The sequence below is a fragment of the Actinoplanes sp. NPDC004185 genome (assembly GCF_053603475.1).
On sequence record NZ_JBSGFR010000063.1, the window covers coordinates 1 to 16,796 of the forward strand.

Below are 16,796 nucleotides of genomic sequence, written 5' to 3' on the forward strand. Positions count from 1 at the left end.
CCGCTACCACGCCACCGTGACCATCGCCTCGATCATGATCTGGCTCCGCGCCAACCCAGACCGAGCCCGCCCATGATCCGTCAGATTCGCTCTAGTGGTCGAGCGGGCTCAGCCTCTCCTGCACCGATGGTGCTGTGGAACCGGCGAGAAACCGGACGAAGTCCGTGGTGCTCCGCCGCCGTCGGCGAGCGCGCCGCTGCCGGTCGGCGCCGGTGCCGTGCTGCCGGAGCCAGGTGAATCCCCGGTGGACATCCTCCACGTCACCGTTGGCCGACAACGCCGGGCCGATCTTGCGCATGAGGCGGACCACCGCCTCGTGCGCGTCCGGCCGGGTCGGGGTCAGCCGGTCCTGGCGCAGGCGCACCTCGCCGTGCGCGGCGGTGTTCAGGTGCGCGTCGACCACACTGGCCGGCACCGGCGTCGTGGTGAGGTTGCGCCGGGCGTCCGTGATCAGGCTCCGGGTCAGCGCCCGCACGATCCCGGCGAAGACAACCGAGTCCTCGACAGTCAGACACGCGTCGGCCACACGCACTTCCACAACGGGCTGACCGGCGGGCACCCGGGCCAGGAAGGACACCGTCGACTCCTCCGGAGCCGCGCCGGAGGAGATCAGCGAGCTCACCATGCTGTCGTAGCGATCAGTGCCGTCCCAGGCGGCGGGCGGCCGGAACGTCGGCCAGTGCTGCTGGAGGTGGTAGCGGTAGCTGGCCCAGCCGGTGTCCAGCCCGTCGGCGAACGGCGAGTTGACCGTCAGGGCGAGCAGGGCGGGCAGCCACGGGCGGATCCGGGCCAGCACGTCGACGGCCTGGTCGCGGTCCGTCACCTCGATCCGTACCCGGCAGGTGCAGCCGCGGCCGGCCACGACGGCGTCCGGGAACCAGCCGGCCAGCTCCCGGTACCGGGTCTCGTCGGTGACCGCACCGAGCGGCCCGGCCGCGAACGGCGGGGCGCCGACCGACACGAGGCTGGCGCCCGCCCGGCACGCCGCGTCCGCGGCTTGCCGCCGCAGCCGGGACAGCTCGCCGCGCAACTCGTCGAGGCTGCCGCAATCGGCCGTGTCGGTCACCAGCTGGTACGCCAGGAAACCGGGCTTGATCCGGTCCTCGTCCCGAGCCTGCCGGGCCACGAACGGCGCCGACGGCACCACGGCGCCGTCCGGCCCCAGCAGCAGGAACTCTTCGGCGACCCCGACTGTCAACATCCGGCCTCCTCGCTGGAGTTCATGACCAGGAGGCTTCCGGAACACGGCACCGCCCGCCTCATCCGCCGGGGGTGACCGAATCTTGCTCCACTCCCGTCGCCTCGGCCTCCGGTTGCGAGGCAGGTCAGGGTCATCTGCCGGGGATGAGGCGTGTGCCGGGCCGCCCGGACACCGTTGTCTCCGGATGCGCTCACCGGAGGGGGATGGCGATGGCTACCGACACGTTCCTGGTCCATGTCGGTGTGTATCCCAGCGTCGCGCTCGCCGATGACGACTACGAACTGGTGAGAGACCTGTTCACCGAGGTGGACGTCGTCGACGCGTACGACGCCGCGGTGGTCGAGCGGCGGCCCGACGGCAAGGCGGCGAGCGTGCAGCGCTATGAAACGCCGACCCGGGCCGGGGGCGTGCTGGGTGGGGGGCTCGGCCTGGCGACCGGTCTGGTGGTCCCCGCTCAGCTCGAGCAGGACGTCGCCGCCGCCGGCGTCGGGATGGCGTGAGGCCGGCATGGAGCCAGTGACGGAGACCCTCGACGACGGTGCCTCGTACGTGTCGACCGGCGAGCTGCCCTCCCCGGAGCAGGTAAGACGCTCGCTGGAGGACGCGCATCAGCGGTTCCGCGCCGTCACCACCGGTGAGCGTTCGCGGGTCTATCCCGCCCTGGCCCGCGTGCCGGCGCACCTCTTCGGCATCTGTGCGGCCGGGGCCCGCGGCGGGCTCGTCGGCGTCGGGGACGCCGACGCCGGGTTCACCGTCATGAGCGTGGCCAAGCCGTTCGTCTTCGCCGTGGTCTGCGCGACCATCGGTCCGGAGGAGATCCGGCGGCGGCTGGGGGTGAACCCGACCGGGCTGCCCTTCAACTCCCTCGCCGCGGTGGAACGTGCTGCGGACGGGCGCACCAACCCGATGGTGAACCCGGGGGCGATCGCCACCGCCAGTCTCGCCCCGGGCGCCGGCGCCGAGGCCAAGTGGGCGTTCCTGCGGGACGGCTTGTCCCGCTTCGCCGGCCGGGCGCTCCAGCTCGACGAGGATGTCCACGCCTCCGCGTCGGCGACGAACCACCGCAACCGGGCCATGGCCGACCTGCTGCAGACCTACGGTCTCCTGCGCTGCGATCCGGTGACGGCGGTCGACCTGTACACCCGGCAGAGCTGCCTGCGGGTCACCGCCACGGACCTGGCGGTGATGGGCGCGACCCTGGCCAACGGCGGTGTCAACCCGCGCACCGGCGTTCAGGTGGTGGACGCCACCGTCTGCCACTACACGCTCGCGGTCATGGCCACCGCCGGCCTGTACGAGACCTCCGGCGACTGGCTCTACGACGTCGGCGTGCCCGGCAAGAGCGGCATCGGCGGCGGCATCGTGGTCGTGTCCCCGGGCAAGGGCGCCCTGGCCACCTTCGCCCCTCCGCTCGACGCGTTCGGCAACAGCGTCAAGGGTCAGCTGGCGGCCCGGTTCCTGTCCCGCCGGCTCGGCCTGACCTTGTTCGCATCGCAGCCCGCCTGACCATCGTCTGCTCAGACGCCCGCTTGCGACGCCGCGGCGAGCAGATTCCCGGCCGCCAGGCGCAACCCTTCGACCTGGTCGAACTCCTGGTCCTCGTGCTCGATGTTGACCGCCATGTCCGGGTCCACCGCGTGCAACGCCCGCAGGAACGGCACCCAGAACTCCTCCACGCCGTGCCCCCGACCCACCGCCACGAACTCCCAGGACGGGCTCTCCGGCCACCGGTTCAGCGTGTTCGCGCCGCCCAGGTTCACGGGATCCGCGTCGGCCGGGGTGCGGGTGAAGCGGTCGTCCAGGACGCCGTACACCTTGGCGTTGCCGGGGTTGATCCTGGTGTCCTTGGCCGCGGCGTGGAAGACCAGGTCGCCGAGATGGTCGACGCAGGCGACCGGATCCATGCCCTGCCAGAACAGATGGCTCGGGTCCAGCTCGGCGCCGATATGGGTGGCGTTGGTCTGCTCGACCAGGCGTTGCAGCGTCGGCGGGTTGAAGACGAGGTTGTGCGGGTGCATCTCGATGCAGATCTTGACGTCGGCGGCGGCCGCGCGGGCGTTGATGTCCTTCCAGAACGGGACGGCCACCTGCTGCCACTGGTGGTCGAGGATGTCGAGATACTGGCTGTCCCACGGGTTCACCACCCAGTTGGCCGTGGTGCCGCCGGGCTCGCCGGCCGGCAGCCCGGACATGGTGACGACGCGTCGGACTCCCAGGGCGGCCGCCACGTCGATCGCGCGATGCAGGTCGGCGGCGTGACGCGGGCCCACGGCGGGGTCGGGGTTGAGGGGGTTGCCGTTGACGTTCAGGCCGGTCAGCTCGATGCCGGCCCGGGCGAAGCGGCCCAGGTAGTCCTCGCGGGCACCGGCGCTCGCGAGGAGGTCGCCGACGGGCAGGTGCGGGGCCGGGACGAAACCGCCCGCGTTGATCTCCGCGCTGGTCAGGCCCAGCTCGCCGAGGATCTTGAGGGTTTCGTCCAGGGATCGGTCGTGCAGGCACGCGGTGTAGGCGCCGAGCTTCATGGCTTTGCCTTCCGGACGGGCGTGGGTCAGAGCAGGACGGGCTTGTCGGTGGCGGAGACGACCGCGTCGAGCACGCGCAGGTTGTGCAGGCCGTGGGCCAGGTCCGGGCACGGCGGGAGCTCCTCGAGGCCCGCGATCTGGTCGAGGAACGCGCGGGCCTGGAACACGAAGAAGTCGTTCTGGCCGTGGCCGACCGTGGGGAAGTCCATGGGCAGTCCGCGGGCGACGTACGGATGCCACGGCCCGATGAACACCTGCCGGGCGCCGTTCACGCTCGGCCCGGGGGTGCCGTCGATGATGCTGAACTCGCCCGGGCGGGTCAGGTCGAACGCCGCCGTGCCGTTCTCGCAGAACAACTCCAGGCGCAGCGTGTTGGCGTGGCCGAACGCCACCCGGGACAGGGCGAACGTGCCGAGCGTGCCGCCGGCATAGGTGGTCGTGAAGGTGCAGATGTCCTCGTTCTCCACCGGGACGCGCTCGTCGCTGAGCTCGACGCCGCCGGCATGCCCGACGGTGACGCCGAGCGGCCTGGGGCGGGACGGGACGAGCGTGCTCATCGACGTGCCCCGCACGCCGGTCGTCGGGCCGCAGAAGAACTCGGCCAGGTCGACGAGGTGGCTGCCGATGTCGGCCAGCACACCGGAACCCGGACCGCCGAGGTATCGCCAGCTCATCGGGCGTTGGGGGTCGAAGCCGTAGTCGGTGAAGTAGGTCCCGGCGAGGTGCCGCACCCGGCCCAGGCCGCCGTTGCGGACCTGCTCGAGGATCGCGTTGATCGCGGGGGAGCGGCGGAAGGTGAAACCGACGGCGGCCACCCGGTCGGACGCCGCGGCGGCGTCGACCATGGCCTGCGCGTCGTCGAGGCTCGGGGCCAGCGGCTTCTCGCAGAGGACGTGTTTGCCGGCGGCCAGTGCCGCCTCGACGATCTCGCGGTGCAGGTTGTTGGCGACCGCGACGGTGACCGCGTCGACGTCGGGCGCGTCGATCACCGCCCGCCAGTCGGTCTCGGTGCGGGCGAAGCCGTAGCGCGCGGCGGCGTCGGAGGCGAACGGCTCATGGGTGTCCGCGATGGCGACGAGGCGGGGAGCGGGCCGGCCGGGAGCGAAGACGGTGGCGGCGTTGCGGTACGCGTTCGCGTGGGCGCGGCCGACCATGCCGGCGCCGATGACGGCGACGCCGGGGGACGAGAGGGTCATGAGACCTCCGGGGTCCAAGGATTTAAAGCGCTTTAACTGCGAGTACTATCCAAGTCGATCTCGATGTGTGTCAAGGGTGCTTCCGGAGGTTTCAGGAGTGGATCAACGACCCCGGCTCGACGACGTGGCCGCGCGGGTCGGCGTCTCCACGGCGTCGGTCTCGCTGGTGCTGCGCGGCGCCCCCGGCCCCAGCGCCGAGACCCGTCGCAGAGTCCTCGAAGCAGCCGCTGAGCTGGGCTATCGCGCGGATCGCACGGCGAGCATGCTGGCCCGCCGGCGGCGTCACCTGCTCGGTGTGATGCTCGACATCCGCAGCCCGTTCCACGCCGAGCTGGTCGAGGAGATCCAGGCCGAGGCGGACCGGGTGGGTTATGAGGTGGTGCTGTCCACGCTGACCCGGCACCGTGACGAGGACCGGGCGATCGAGACGCTGCTCGACTTCCGCTGTGAGGCCGTACTCCTGCTCGGCCCGGACGCCGCGGATCAGCGGCTCGCCTCCCTCGCCGCCCAGGTCCCCGTGGTCGCGATCGGCCGGCGCGTCGCCACCGGCGACGTCGACGTGGTGCGCCCGGCCGACCACGTCGGGGTGGCCGAGGCCCTGGCCCATCTGACCGGTCTCGGACACCGCCGCATCGCCTTCGTCGACGGTGGTCGCGGGGTCGTCGCGGCCGCGCGGCGGCGTGGCTACCGCGACGGCATGCGCCGCGCCGGGCTCGCCGACGAGATCCGCATCATCGCGGGCGACCACACCGAGGAGGGCGGCATCCGCGCCGGGCGGCTGCTCGCCGCGAGCGCCGACCGGCCGACGGCCGTCATGGCCTCCAACGACCGCTGTGCCGTCGGGGTCATGGACGCGTTCGTCCGCGCCGGCATCCAGGTGCCCGGGCAGATCTCGATCGTGGGGTACGACGACAGCACGCTCGCCCACCTCGTCCACATCGACCTGACGACGGTCAACCAGGACGCCACCGCCCAGGCCCGGCACGCGGTGCTCGCCGCGGTGCAGCGCCTCGACGAGGGCCGCAAGCAGCGGCTCGAGGTGGTGCTGAACCCCCGCCTGGTGGTCCGGGGCAGCACCGGGCCGTCGCCCCGGCCGGAGGATCAGTCCCCGGGCCGCTGATCGACGATGCGGCGCATCTTGCCCACCGAGCGCTCCACGCCGTCCGGCTCGATCACGGCCACCGCCACGCTCACGCCGATCGTGTTCTTGACCAAAGTGGCCAGCTGTCGGCCCGCGAGCTCGGCCGCCGCCGGCTCGGCACCGGGCCGGCGCTCCACCTTCACCGTCATCGTGTCGAGGCGCCCCTCCCGGCGAAGCAGGCACTGGAAATGCGGTGCCAGCTCGGGCGTGCGCAGGATCAGCTCCTCGATCTGGGTCGGGAAGAGGTTCACCCCGCGCAGGATGATCATGTCGTCCGTCCGGCCGGTGATCTTCTCGATGCGGCGCATCGGCCGGGCCGTGCCCGGCAGCAGCCGGGTCAGGTCCCGGGTGCGGTAACGCACGACCGGCATCGCCTCCTTGCTCAGCGAGGTGAAGACCAGCTCGCCCCGCTCGCCGTCCGGCAGCACCTCGCCGGTCAGCGGGTCGATGATCTCGGGATAGAAGTGGTCCTCCCAGACGTGCAGGCCGTCCTTGGTCTCGACGCACTCGGTCGCCACGCCGGGGCCCATCACCTCGGACAGGCCGTAGATGTCCAGCGCGTGGATGTCGAGCTGCTCCTCGATCTCGCGCCGCAGATCCTGCGTCCACGGCTCGGCGCCGAAGATGCCGACGGCCAGCGACGTGCCGCGCGGGTCGATGCCCTGCCGGCGCATCTCGTCCACGATGGCCAGCATGTAGCTCGGGGTGACCATGATGACGTCCGGCTTGAAATCGTTGATCAGCATCACCTGGCGCTCGGTCATGCCGCCCGACATCGGGATGACCGTGCAGCCCAGCTCCTCGGCGCCGTAGTGGGCGCCCAGCCCGCCGGTGAACAGGCCGTACCCGTAGGCGACATGGACGCGGTCGCCGCGGCGGCCGCCGGAGGCACGGATCGAGCGGGCCGTCAGCTCGGCCCAGGTGCGGATGTCCTGCCGGGTGTAGCCCACGACAGTGGGCCGCCCGGTCGTGCCCGACGACGCGTGCAGCCGGGAGATCTGCTCGCGCGGCACGGCGAACATGTCGAACGGGTAGTTCGCGCGCAGCACCGCCTTGTCGGTGAACGGGAACTTCGCCAGGTCGGCCGGCTCGCGCAGGTCGTCGGGGTGGACCTGGACCTCGTCGAACATCTTGCGGTACTGCGGCACGTTGTCGTACGCGTGGCGCAGCGACCACTGCAGGCGCCGGAGCTGCAGCGCCCGCAGCTCGTCGACGGACGCTCGCTCGATCGGGTCGAGATCCTCGGGGCGGGGGGTACGGTCCTGCATGTCGTCTCCTCTGTGAACCTCACTGCCTCGTGCGCAGGCCGTCGAAGGCGATGGTGGTGACGGTCGCGGCCAGCTCCGCCGCGCCGCCGCGGCGCGGGCTGTACCACTCGATCAATGAGTTGACCATGCCGAAGAGCAGCCGGGCGGCGGTGGCGGCGTCCACGTCCGGGCGGATGGCTCCCTCGGCCTGGGCCTGCTTGACCAGCTCGGTCACCTTGGCGTCGAAGATCCGGCGGCGCAGCAGGGCCTGCTGCTCCACCGCCGTGTTCCCGCGTACGCGCAGGAGCAACGTCACGTATTCCAGCCGCTCCGCGAGGACGAGCACACTGCGCCGGATGAGGGACTCGAGCCGGTCGAGGGCGGGTGCGTCGAGCAGCTCCACCTCGTCCATCGCCTCGTGCAGGCCGTCCAGGGCCTGGTCGACGGCGATCCGCAGCAGCTCCTGCTTACCGGTGACGTGGTGGTACAGGCTGGACTTGGTGATGCCCAGCCGTTTGGCCACGTCGTCCATGCTGGTGGCTTCGTACCCGCGCTCGTTGAACAGCCGGACGGCCGCCGCCAGCACCGCGCCGAGGTCGTGGCCGGGCCGCCCGCGCTTGGGCCGGTTACGTTCCTCGAGGTAGTCGACGACGCGTTCGGCGCGGGCGAGATCGTCGGACCGATCGGTCATGCGGGCCGGCCCGGGCTGATCACGCGGCTGCGGCCACGGAACTCGGCGATCACATCGCCGCCGCGGGTGACCGTGACGTCGTAGACACCGCTGCGGCCGCTGGACGCGCGCTCCACGGCGTGCGCCTCGAGCTCGTCGCCCTCCGCGGTGGGCCGCAGGAACGTGATGTCAGCGCCGGCGGCGACGGTCACCGGACCGGCGGCGTTGCAGGCCAGGGCGAAGGCCGTGTCGGCCAGCAGGAACAGGTAGCCCCCGTGGGTCATGCCGTGACCGTTGATCATCCCGGCGGTCACCGTCATCCGCGCGACAGCGCTGCCCCCGCCGGTGGAGATCAACTCGATGCCGAGGGCCTGCGAAGCCTTGTCCCGGTCGAACATGTCGTGCGCTGCCGTGCGCGCTTCTCCGCCACGTGCCCCGTCGCCACGTGCCCCGTCGCCACGTGCCCCGTCGCCACGTGCCATGTTGCCTCCGTTTCCGGCCCGGTCTTGATTACCGACCGAACGGACGGTAAATATGAACACAGCCAACCGCACAGGAGCGCCGATGACAACCCCCGCCGAGTTCTACGAGAAGCACCGCCAGCTGCTCGACAAGGCGATCGAGGCGGCCGCCACGCGCGACTACTGGTCTGCCTATCCCGAGTCGCCGAGCAAGTCGGTCTACGGCGAGGACGCCGCACCGGCCGGTGAGCGCGCGTTCCAGGCGCTGCTCGGCGCGGATTTCCCGATCGAGGCGCCCGGTGCGGGCGGCACCGTGGCGACCGAGCGCTCGCCGTACGGGATCGCCCTGGACATCCGCTACCCGAAGGGTGACCCGGCCGCCCTGATCGCCGCCGCGCGCGCCGCGACCCCCGCCTGGCGCGCCGCCGGGCCGCAGGGCCGCGCGGGCGTGGCCGCCGAGATCCTGCACCGGATCAACGCCCGCATCTTCGAGATCGCCCACGCCGTGCAGCACACCACCGGCCAGGCGTTCGTCATGGCGTTCCAGGCCGGCGGGGCGCACGCCCAGGACCGCGGGCTCGAGGCCGTCGCCGTCGCGCTCGCCGAGTCCACGCGCATCCCGGCGACCACGTCGTGGGCCAAGCCGCAGCGCGGTGGCGACCCGCTGCGCATGGCCAAGACCAGCACGGTGGTGGGCCGCGGCGTCTCCCTGCTGATCGGCTGCAACACCTTCCCCACCTGGAACGGCTACCCCGGCCTGTTCGCCAGCCTGGTCACCGGCAACCCGGTCATCGTCAAGCCGCACCCCGGCGCCGTGCTGCCGCTGGCCATCACCGTGCAGATCGCCCGCGAGGTGCTCGCCGAGGCCGGGCAGGATCCCGACCTGGTCACCCTGGCGGTCGAGGAGCGCGGCGACGGCATCGCCGCCACCCTGGCCACCCACCCCGACGTGCGGATCGTCGATTTCACCGGCTCCAGCGAGTTCGGCAACTGGCTCGAGGCCAACGCCCGCCAGGCGGTGGTCTACACCGAGAAGGCCGGCCTCAACACGGTCATCGTCGACTCCACCGACGACTACAAGGGCCTGCTGCGCAACCTGGCGTTCTCGCTCTCGCTCTACAGCGGTCAGATGTGCACCACCCCGCAGAATCTGCTGGTCCCGTCGACCGGCATCGAGACCGACGCCGGCCACCGCAGCGTCGAGGAGTTCGGCGCCGACCTGTCCGCCGCCCTCGACAAGCTGCTCGGTGACCCCAAGCGCGCGGCCGGCACGCTGGGCGCGATCGTCAACGACGGCGTGCTGGCCCGGCTCACCGAGGCCGGCAACGCCGCGAGCGTCATCCACCCGTCCACGGCCGTGGCCGACGAGCAGTATCCGGACGCGACCATCCGCACGCCGGTGGTGCTGCGGCTCGACGCGGCCGACGAGAAGGCGTACACCCGGGAGTGGTTCGGGCCGGTGTCGTTCGTGATCGCCACTGAGTCGACCGCGCACAGCCTCGCGCTGTTCACCGAGACCGTCCAGCACCACGGCGCGCTCACCGCCTCGGTCTATGCGACCTCGCCCGAGGTGCTGGCCGCGGCTCGCGAGGCCGCGCTGGACGCCGGTGTGCACCTCTCGGAAAACCTCACCGGCGGCGTCTTCGTCAACCAGACCGCCGCGTTCAGCGACCTGCACGGCACGGCGGCCAACCCCGCCGCCACCGCCTCGCTGAGCGACGCCCACTTCGTCACCGGCCGGTTCTTCACGCTGCAGTCGCGTCACCACGTCACCGAGGAGAGCAATGCCTGAGGCGTTCCTGGTCGGCGGAGTCCGCACCCCGCAGGGCAAGTACGGCGGTGCCCTCTCCGGCGTGCGCCCCGACGACCTCGCCGCCCTGGTCGTCCGGGAGGCGGTCAGTCGCGGTGGGGTGCCCGCCGAGGCGATCGACGAGGTCATCCTCGGTGCGGCCAACCAGGCCGGTGAGGACAACCGCAACGTCGCGCGGATGGCCGCGCTGCTCGCCGGCCTGCCCGACACGGTCCCCGGCTACACGGTCAACCGGCTCTGCGCCAGCGGCCTCACCGCGATCATCTCCGCGGCCCAGGCGGTCCGCAGCGGCGAGGCCGACCTGATCGTGGCCGGCGGGGTGGAGTCGATGACCCGGGCGCCCTGGGTGATGGCCAAGCCGGGCACGCCGTGGGCCCGCCCGGGCGAGATCGTGGACTCCTCGCTGGGCTGGCGCTTCACCAACCCCCGCTTCACCGCGCACGACCAGGACGCCGGCACCGGTCCGGAGGACCGCCGGGTCACCCTGGCGATGGGGGAGACGGCGGAGGAGGTCGCGGCCCTCGACGGCATCAGCCGCGCCGACAGCGACGCCTTCGCGCTGCGCAGCCACGAGCGGGCCATCGCGGCGATCGACGCGGGCCGCTTCGCCGCCGAGATCACGCCGGTGCCGCTCAAGGACGGCGAGCTGACCGTCGACGAGATCCCGCGTCGCGGCAGCAGCCTCGAGCGCCTCGGTGCTCTGCGACCCGTGTTCCGCGCGGGTGGCGTGGTGACCGCGGGGTCGTCGTCGCCGCTCTCGGACGGTGCCGCCGCCGTGGTGGTGGCCAGCGCCGAAGCCGTGCAGCGGTACGGCCTGACCCCGCGGGCCCGCATCGTCACCTCGGCCAGTGCGGGCGTCCCGCCGCAGATTATGGGCCTCGGCCCGGTGCCGGCCACCGAGAAGGCCCTGGCCCGCGCCGGCTGGGGCATCGGCGACGTCGACGCCGTGGAGCTCAACGAGGCGTTCGCCGTGCAGTCGCTGGCGGTCCTGCGCCGGCTCAAGCTCGACGAGGAGCGGGTCAACGCCGACGGCGGCGCGATCGCCCTCGGTCACCCGCTCGGCTGCTCCGGCGCCCGGCTCACCGTCACCCTGCTCGGCCGCATGGAACGCGAGGACGCCCACCGCGGCCTGGCCACGCTGTGCGTCGGCGTCGGCCAGGGCGTCGCCATGCTGGTGGAGCGCGTCTGATGACCGGAGCCACCACGGCCGTCTCGCCTCCCACCACCATCAAGGTCGAGGAGTCGGACGACCGCGTGGTCGTGACGCTGCACCGGCCGCAGGCCCGCAACGCGATCAACGCGGCCATGGTCGGCGAGCTGCACGAGGTGTGCGCGGGCCTGGAGGAACGACCGAGGCTGCTGCTGCTCACCGGTGACGGTGGCACGTTCGCCGCCGGCGCCGACATCGCGGAGCTGCGCGACCGTGGCCGCGAGCAGGCCCTGCAGGGCATCAACAGCCGCTTGTTCGACCGGATCGCCCGGCTGCCGCTGCCCACGGTGGCGGCGGTCGACGGCTGGGCGCTCGGCGGCGGCGCCGAGCTGGCCTACGCCTGCGACGTCCGCCTGGCCACCCCGGCGGCGACCTTCGGCAATCCCGAGCCGGGCCTGGGCATCCTCGCCGCGGCCGGGGCCTGCTGGCGCCTGCGTGAGCTGGTCGGCGCCTCGGTGGCGAAGCAGGTGCTGCTGGCCGGCCGGCGGCTCGACGCCGAGGACGCCTACCGGCTGGGCCTGGTGGCCGAGATCGTGCCGGCCGAGGAGCTGCTGAAGCGTGGCCACGCGCTGCTCGACCGGATGGCCAGGTCGGGGTCGCTGGCCCTGCGGCTCACCAAGCTGGTCACCGACTCCCCGGGCGGCCATCCGGTCGCCGACGACCTGGCCCAGGCGATCCTCTTCGAGTCGGAGGACAAGCGCACCCGGATGGACGCTTTCCTGTCGGGAGACCGCCGATGACCGCCGCTGCGCCGCCGCCGACGGGCCCGGGCGTGCCCAAGGCCGTCGGGGTGATCGGCGGGGGCCGGATGGGCGCCGGGATCGCGCAGGTCTTCGCGGCTGCCGGTGCGTCCGTCACGGTCGTCGAGGCCGACTCCGCCGCGGGCGCGTCCACCCGGGAACGTCTCGGTGCCGCGCTGCGCCGGGCCGCCGAGCGCGGCAAACTCGCCGAGGACCCGGCCGTCGTCCTCGACCGCATCACCGTCACCGACGACATCGCCGCGCTGCCGGCGGCAGCCGAGCTCGTCGTCGAGGCCGTGCCCGAGGACGCCCGCATGAAGGTCGCCGTCCTCGCCGCCGCCGAGAAGGCCGTCGCGGAGCACACCGTGCTCGCGAGCAACACGAGCTCGCTGTCCATCGCCGGGATCGCCGAAGGCCTGCACCGGCCCGAGCGTTTCGTCGGCATGCACTTCTTCAACCCGGTGCCGGCCAGCGACCTCGTCGAGATCGTCGTCGGCCCGCAGACGGCCGGCACCGTCCGCGACGCCGCCCGGTCCTGGTCGGCCGGGCTCGGCAAGACCCCGATCGTGGTGCGCGACTCGCCCGGCTTCGCCACCAGCCGCCTCGGCGTGCTGCTCGGCCTGGAGGCCATCCGGATGCTGGAGGAGGGCGTGGCGGACGCCGCGTCGATCGACCGCGCCATGGAGCTGGGCTACCGGCACCCGATGGGACCGCTGCGCTCCACTGACCTCGTCGGCCTCGACGTCCGGCTCGCCATCGCGGAGCACCTGCACCGCGAGCTCGGCGAAAGGTTCGCACCGCCGCGGCTGCTGCGCGACAAGGTGGCCCGCGGGGAGCTCGGTCGCAAGACCGGACAGGGCTTCCACACCTGGGAGGAGACCCGATGACGGACACGGTCACGGAAGCCGACGAGAAGGCTTTCACCGAGACCATCGCCAAGGACCAGCGGATCGAGCCGCGCGACTGGATGCCGGACGGCTACCGCAGGACGATGATCCGGCAGATCGCCCAGCACGCGCACTCCGAGATCATCGGGATGCAGCCGGAGGGCGAGTGGATCACCCGCGCGCCCTCGCTGCGCCGCAAAGCGATCCTGTTGGCCAAGGTGCAGGACGAGGCCGGGCACGGGCTGTACCTGTACTCGGCGGCCGAGACCCTGGGCGCCGACCGCGGGGACCTGACCCGGCGGCTCATCGAGGGCCGGCAGAAGTACTCGTCGATCTTCAACTATCCGACGCTGTCGTTCGCCGACGTCGGCGTCATCGGCTGGCTCGTCGACGGCGCCGCGATCTGCAACCAGGTGCCGCTGTGCCGCAGCTCGTACGGCCCGTACGGGCGGGCGATGATCCGCATCTGCAAGGAGGAGTCCTTCCACCAGCGGCAGGGCTACGAGCTGCTGATGACGATGATGCGCGGCACGCCGGCGCAGCGGGAGATGGTGCAGGACGCCGTCAACCGCTGGTGGTGGCCGTCGCTGATGATGTTCGGCCCGCCCGACGACCAGTCACCGAACTCGGCCCAGTCCATGGCCTGGAAGATCAAGCGGCACAGCAACGACGAGCTGCGGCAGCGCTTCGTCGACATGAGCGTGCCGCAGGCCGAGGCCCTCGGCGTGACCCTGCCCGACCCGGACCTGCGCTGGAACGACGAGCGCGGGCACTGGGACTTCGGCCCGATCGACTGGTCCGAGCTCAAGCGGGTCATCTCCGGCGACGGGCCCTGCAACGCCCTGCGCATCGAGAACAGGCGTCGCGCCGACGAGGAAGGCGCCTGGGTCCGCGAGGCGGCCGCCGCGCACGCCCGGCGTCGTCAGGAGGTAGCGGCATGACCGACCAGATCAAGCACGAGTGGCCGCTGTTCGAGGTGTTCGTGCGGGCCAAGCGCGGCCTCAACCACGTGCACGTCGGCTCGCTGCGGGCCGCCGACCACCAGATGGCGCTGCACCACGCCCGCGACCTGTACACGCGGCGCAACGAAGGCGTGAGCATCTGGGTGGTGCGTTCGGACGACGTGGCCGCTTCCAGCCCGGACGAGAAGGACGCCTTCTTCTCACCGAGTGGCGACAAGGTCTACCGGCACCCGACGTACTACTCGATTCCCGACTCCGTACCGCACATCTGAGGCGATGCCATGTCCTTCGACGCCGCCTACGAGGCGCTCACCGACCACGACGACGATGCGCGGTGGGCGTACGGCACCGGCTTCGCCGACCCTCTCGCCGGCGTGGACACCGCCGTTCCACCGGACGTCGACCGGGGGGATCTGAGCGCGTACTGCCTGGCGCTCGGTGACGACGCGCTGATCATGTCGCACCGGTTGCAGCAGTGGGTGACCCGCGCGCCCGAGCTGGAGGACGAGCTCGCCCTGGCCAACATCGCCCTGGACCTGCTCGGCCAGGCCCGGCTGCTGCTGAGCCGGGCCGCCGAGGTGGAGGACGCCGGACGCGACGAGGACGCGCTGGCCTATCTGCGGGACGCCGGCGACTTCCGCAACGTACGGCTCGTGGAGCGGGCGGACGCCGACTTCGCGCACCTCGTGGCCCGGCTGCTGGTGTTCGCGACGTGGCGGCTCGCCCTGCTGGACAGGCTGACCGCCTCGGCCGACCCGGTGCTCGCGGCGATCGGCGCGAAAGGCGTCAAGGAAGTGACCTACCACCGCGATTACGCGGCGCAGTGGGTCGTGCGCCTCGGCGACGGCACGGAGCTCTCCCACGAGCGGATGCAGGCTGCGATCGACGCGGTGACGCCGCTGGTCGGGGAGTTGTTCGTGCCGGACGAGGTGGAGGTGCGCCTGGCGCGGGCGGCTGTGGCGGTGGACCCGTCCACGACCAGGACGGAATTCGACGCGGTGTGGGCCCAGGTGCTGACGGCCGCCAGGCTCAGGCCAGCCGATGCTGTCGTCGATGAGGGCGGCACTGGACGGGACGGGCTGCACACTCCTGCGCTGACCGAGATCCTCGCCGAGTTGCAGGGTGTGGCGCGGTCCCTGCCCGGAGGTGTGTGGTGACCGCGGCTGCCGTGGCCGCCCGGGTGGCCGATCCGGAGCTGCCCATGCTCACCCTTGCCGACCTCGGGATCCTGCGCGCCGTCGACGAGTCCGGTGACGGTGTCGTCGTCACGATCACCCCGACGTATTCGGGCTGCCCGGCCATGCGGACCATTCAGGACGACCTCACCGACGCCCTGCACCAGGCGGGCTACGCCCGGGTGGAGGTGCGGACCGTGCTCACGCCCGCCTGGACCACGGACTGGATCACCGCAGCCGGGCGCGACAAGCTCGCCGCCGCCGGGATATCGCCCCCCGGTGCGGCACCTCGCCGGGCGGCCGGACCGATCCCGCTCACCCTCGCGCCGAGCCGCCGGGCCATCGCCTGCCCTCAGTGCGGGCACCCCGACACCGAGGAGATCGCCGCGTTCAGTGCCACCGCGTGCCGCTCGCTGCACCGCTGCCCGGTCTGCCGGGAGCCGTTCGAGCACGTGAAGGAGATCTGACGTGGTGGTCCGCGAGTTCCACCCGCTGCGGGTCGCCGGTGTCGAACGGCTCTGCGACGACGCGGTGGCCGTCACCTTCGACGTGCCCGACGCATTGGCCGACCGGTACGCGTTCCGGCCCGGGCAGTCGCTGACGGTGCGGCACACCGGCGACGGGGCCGACGAGCGCCGTACCTATTCGATCTGCGCGCCCGCCGGGGCGCGGCCGCGGATCGGCGTCCGCGAGGTCCCCGGCGGCCTGGTGTCGTCCTGGTTGGTGCACGGCCTGCGAGCCGGCGACCAGGTCGAGGTCGCGCCGCCGACGGGCTCGTTCACGCCGGACCTCACGACCGGCGGCCGGCACGTGATGATCGCCGCCGGCTCCGGCATCACCCCGGTGCTGTCGATCGCCGCATCGCTGCTGCAACACCCCGACGCCCACGTCACCATCCTGTACGGCAACCGGCGCGCCGACACCGTCATGTTCGCCGAAGAGCTCGCGGACCTGAAGGACGCCCACCCGGCCCGCCTGGAACTGGTGCACCTGCTGTCGCGCGAGCCCCGCGAGGTGGACCTGCTGACGGGCCGGCTCGACGCGGAGAAGCTGCGCACACTGCTGCCGCTGCTGATCGACGTCGGCGCGGTGGACCACTGGTGGCTGTGCGGCCCGTTCGGCATGGTGACGGCGGCGACCGAGGTGCTCGGCGAGCACGGCGTGGAGCCGGCGCGGGTGCACCGGGAGCTGTTCTGGGTGGACGAGGCGCCGCCCGAGCCGGTACGGGAGGAGCGCCGGCTCGAAGGGCCGAGCAGTGAGGTCACGGTGGTGCTCGACGGGCGGTCGACCACGGTCACCGTACCGGAGGGCGAGACTGTTCTGGAGGGTGCGCAGCGGTCGCGGCCGGACCTGCCGTTCGCCTGCAAGGGTGGGGTGTGCGGCACCTGCCGGGCGCGGGTGGTCGAGGGCGATGTGGTGATGCGGCGGAATTTCGCGCTGGAGCCGGGTGAGGTGGCGGCGGGCTTCGTCCTGACCTGCCAGTCGACGCCCACGTCGGCGAAGGTCATCGTCGACTTCGACGACTGAGACCGCCCGCGTCACCCGGCCGGGTGGGGGAGTCTGCTCGGCCTTGT

At 72.3% G+C, this 16,796-nt stretch carries 18 protein-coding genes; 12 read left to right on the forward strand and 6 right to left on the reverse strand.

The genetic code is table 11. The features are described from left to right. Nucleotides 1-91 precede the first annotated feature (91 nt). Entirely contained in the window at nt 92-1,201 is a 1,110-nt protein-coding gene (locus ACWEOZ_RS39475; protein ID WP_451915797.1) for a carboxylate-amine ligase, read from the reverse strand. Between the two features lie 209 nt (nt 1,202-1,410). Here ACWEOZ_RS39475 and ACWEOZ_RS39480 point away from each other — a divergent pair, with 209 nt between their 5' ends. Further along, the gene (locus tag ACWEOZ_RS39480; protein WP_451915798.1) at nt 1,411-1,701 is read left to right on the forward strand and encodes a hypothetical protein; all 291 of its coding nucleotides are present in this window, start codon (nt 1,411-1,413) and stop codon (nt 1,699-1,701) included. A 7-nt stretch (nt 1,702-1,708) separates the two neighbouring features. Continuing rightward, nucleotides 1,709-2,707: a glutaminase A gene (gene glsA, locus ACWEOZ_RS39485; RefSeq protein ID WP_451915799.1), complete on the forward strand. Its 999-nt coding sequence runs from the start codon at nt 1,709-1,711 to the stop codon at nt 2,705-2,707. Between the two features lie 11 nt (nt 2,708-2,718). On the opposite strand, the gene ACWEOZ_RS39490 is transcribed toward glsA, so the two are convergent. Both ACWEOZ_RS39490 and ACWEOZ_RS39495 read right to left on the reverse strand, forming a co-directional pair. Further along, on the reverse strand, nt 2,719-3,723 hold the full coding sequence (locus ACWEOZ_RS39490; RefSeq protein WP_451915800.1) for a sugar phosphate isomerase/epimerase family protein: 1,005 nt from the start codon (nt 3,721-3,723) through the stop codon (nt 2,719-2,721). Between the two features lie 26 nt (nt 3,724-3,749). Beyond that, on the reverse strand, nt 3,750-4,919 hold the full coding sequence (locus ACWEOZ_RS39495) for a Gfo/Idh/MocA family protein (RefSeq protein ID WP_451915801.1): 1,170 nt from the start codon (nt 4,917-4,919) through the stop codon (nt 3,750-3,752). 97 nt (nt 4,920-5,016) lie between these two features. Here ACWEOZ_RS39495 and ACWEOZ_RS39500 point away from each other — a divergent pair, with 97 nt between their 5' ends. After that, nucleotides 5,017-6,039: a LacI family DNA-binding transcriptional regulator gene (locus tag ACWEOZ_RS39500; RefSeq protein ID WP_451915802.1), complete on the forward strand. Its 1,023-nt coding sequence runs from the start codon at nt 5,017-5,019 to the stop codon at nt 6,037-6,039. Here ACWEOZ_RS39500 and paaK read toward each other — a convergent pair. Genes paaK through paaI form a run of 3 tightly spaced genes read right to left on the reverse strand, consistent with a single transcriptional unit; the run spans nt 6,021 to nt 8,375 of the window. Next, complete coding sequence (paaK, locus tag ACWEOZ_RS39505; protein ID WP_451915803.1) at nt 6,021-7,328, reverse strand: phenylacetate--CoA ligase PaaK; 1,308 nt, start codon at nt 7,326-7,328, stop codon at nt 6,021-6,023. The genes ACWEOZ_RS39500 and paaK overlap by 19 nt on opposite strands. 19 nt (nt 7,329-7,347) lie before the next feature. After that, entirely contained in the window at nt 7,348-7,998 is a 651-nt protein-coding gene (locus tag ACWEOZ_RS39510) for a TetR/AcrR family transcriptional regulator (protein WP_451915804.1), read from the reverse strand. Then, complete coding sequence (paaI, locus tag ACWEOZ_RS39515) at nt 7,995-8,375, reverse strand: hydroxyphenylacetyl-CoA thioesterase PaaI (protein WP_451915805.1); 381 nt, start codon at nt 8,373-8,375, stop codon at nt 7,995-7,997. Before paaI ends, ACWEOZ_RS39510 begins: the two co-directional genes overlap by 4 nt. Before the next feature lie 166 nt (nt 8,376-8,541). Between paaI and paaN the strand changes: the two genes are divergently transcribed. From paaN to paaE, 9 genes are read left to right on the forward strand one after another with little or no spacing between them, the layout of a single operon-like run. Continuing rightward, nucleotides 8,542-10,230: a phenylacetic acid degradation protein PaaN gene (gene paaN / locus ACWEOZ_RS39520; RefSeq protein WP_451915806.1), complete on the forward strand. Its 1,689-nt coding sequence runs from the start codon at nt 8,542-8,544 to the stop codon at nt 10,228-10,230. Next, on the forward strand, nt 10,223-11,437 hold the full coding sequence (locus ACWEOZ_RS39525; RefSeq protein WP_451915807.1) for a thiolase family protein: 1,215 nt from the start codon (nt 10,223-10,225) through the stop codon (nt 11,435-11,437). The genes paaN and ACWEOZ_RS39525 overlap by 8 nt, the downstream gene beginning before the upstream one ends. After that, nucleotides 11,437-12,198, forward strand: coding sequence for an enoyl-CoA hydratase/isomerase family protein (locus tag ACWEOZ_RS39530; protein ID WP_451915808.1), 762 nt, complete (start codon nt 11,437-11,439; stop codon nt 12,196-12,198). The genes ACWEOZ_RS39525 and ACWEOZ_RS39530 overlap by 1 nt, the downstream gene beginning before the upstream one ends. Continuing rightward, nucleotides 12,195-13,085, forward strand: coding sequence for a 3-hydroxyacyl-CoA dehydrogenase family protein (locus ACWEOZ_RS39535; protein WP_451915809.1), 891 nt, complete (start codon nt 12,195-12,197; stop codon nt 13,083-13,085). Before ACWEOZ_RS39530 ends, ACWEOZ_RS39535 begins: the two co-directional genes overlap by 4 nt. Further along, nucleotides 13,082-14,026 (forward strand): 1,2-phenylacetyl-CoA epoxidase subunit PaaA, encoded by a 945-nt coding sequence (gene paaA / locus ACWEOZ_RS39540; RefSeq protein ID WP_451915810.1) that lies wholly within the window; start codon nt 13,082-13,084, stop codon nt 14,024-14,026. Before ACWEOZ_RS39535 ends, paaA begins: the two co-directional genes overlap by 4 nt. Next, a complete protein-coding gene (gene paaB, locus ACWEOZ_RS39545; protein ID WP_451915811.1) occupies nt 14,023-14,319 on the forward strand; it encodes a 1,2-phenylacetyl-CoA epoxidase subunit PaaB in 297 nt (98 codons plus the stop codon). Before paaA ends, paaB begins: the two co-directional genes overlap by 4 nt. A gap of 9 nt (nt 14,320-14,328) precedes the next feature. After that, nucleotides 14,329-15,204 (forward strand): 1,2-phenylacetyl-CoA epoxidase subunit PaaC, encoded by an 876-nt coding sequence (paaC, locus tag ACWEOZ_RS39550; RefSeq protein ID WP_451915812.1) that lies wholly within the window; start codon nt 14,329-14,331, stop codon nt 15,202-15,204. Further along, a complete protein-coding gene (gene paaD / locus ACWEOZ_RS39555; RefSeq protein WP_451915813.1) occupies nt 15,198-15,689 on the forward strand; it encodes a 1,2-phenylacetyl-CoA epoxidase subunit PaaD in 492 nt (163 codons plus the stop codon). Before paaC ends, paaD begins: the two co-directional genes overlap by 7 nt. A gap of 1 nt (nt 15,690) precedes the next feature. Next, nucleotides 15,691-16,749: a 1,2-phenylacetyl-CoA epoxidase subunit PaaE gene (gene paaE / locus ACWEOZ_RS39560; RefSeq protein WP_451915814.1), complete on the forward strand. Its 1,059-nt coding sequence runs from the start codon at nt 15,691-15,693 to the stop codon at nt 16,747-16,749. The last annotated feature ends 47 nt before the right edge of the window (nt 16,750-16,796 follow it).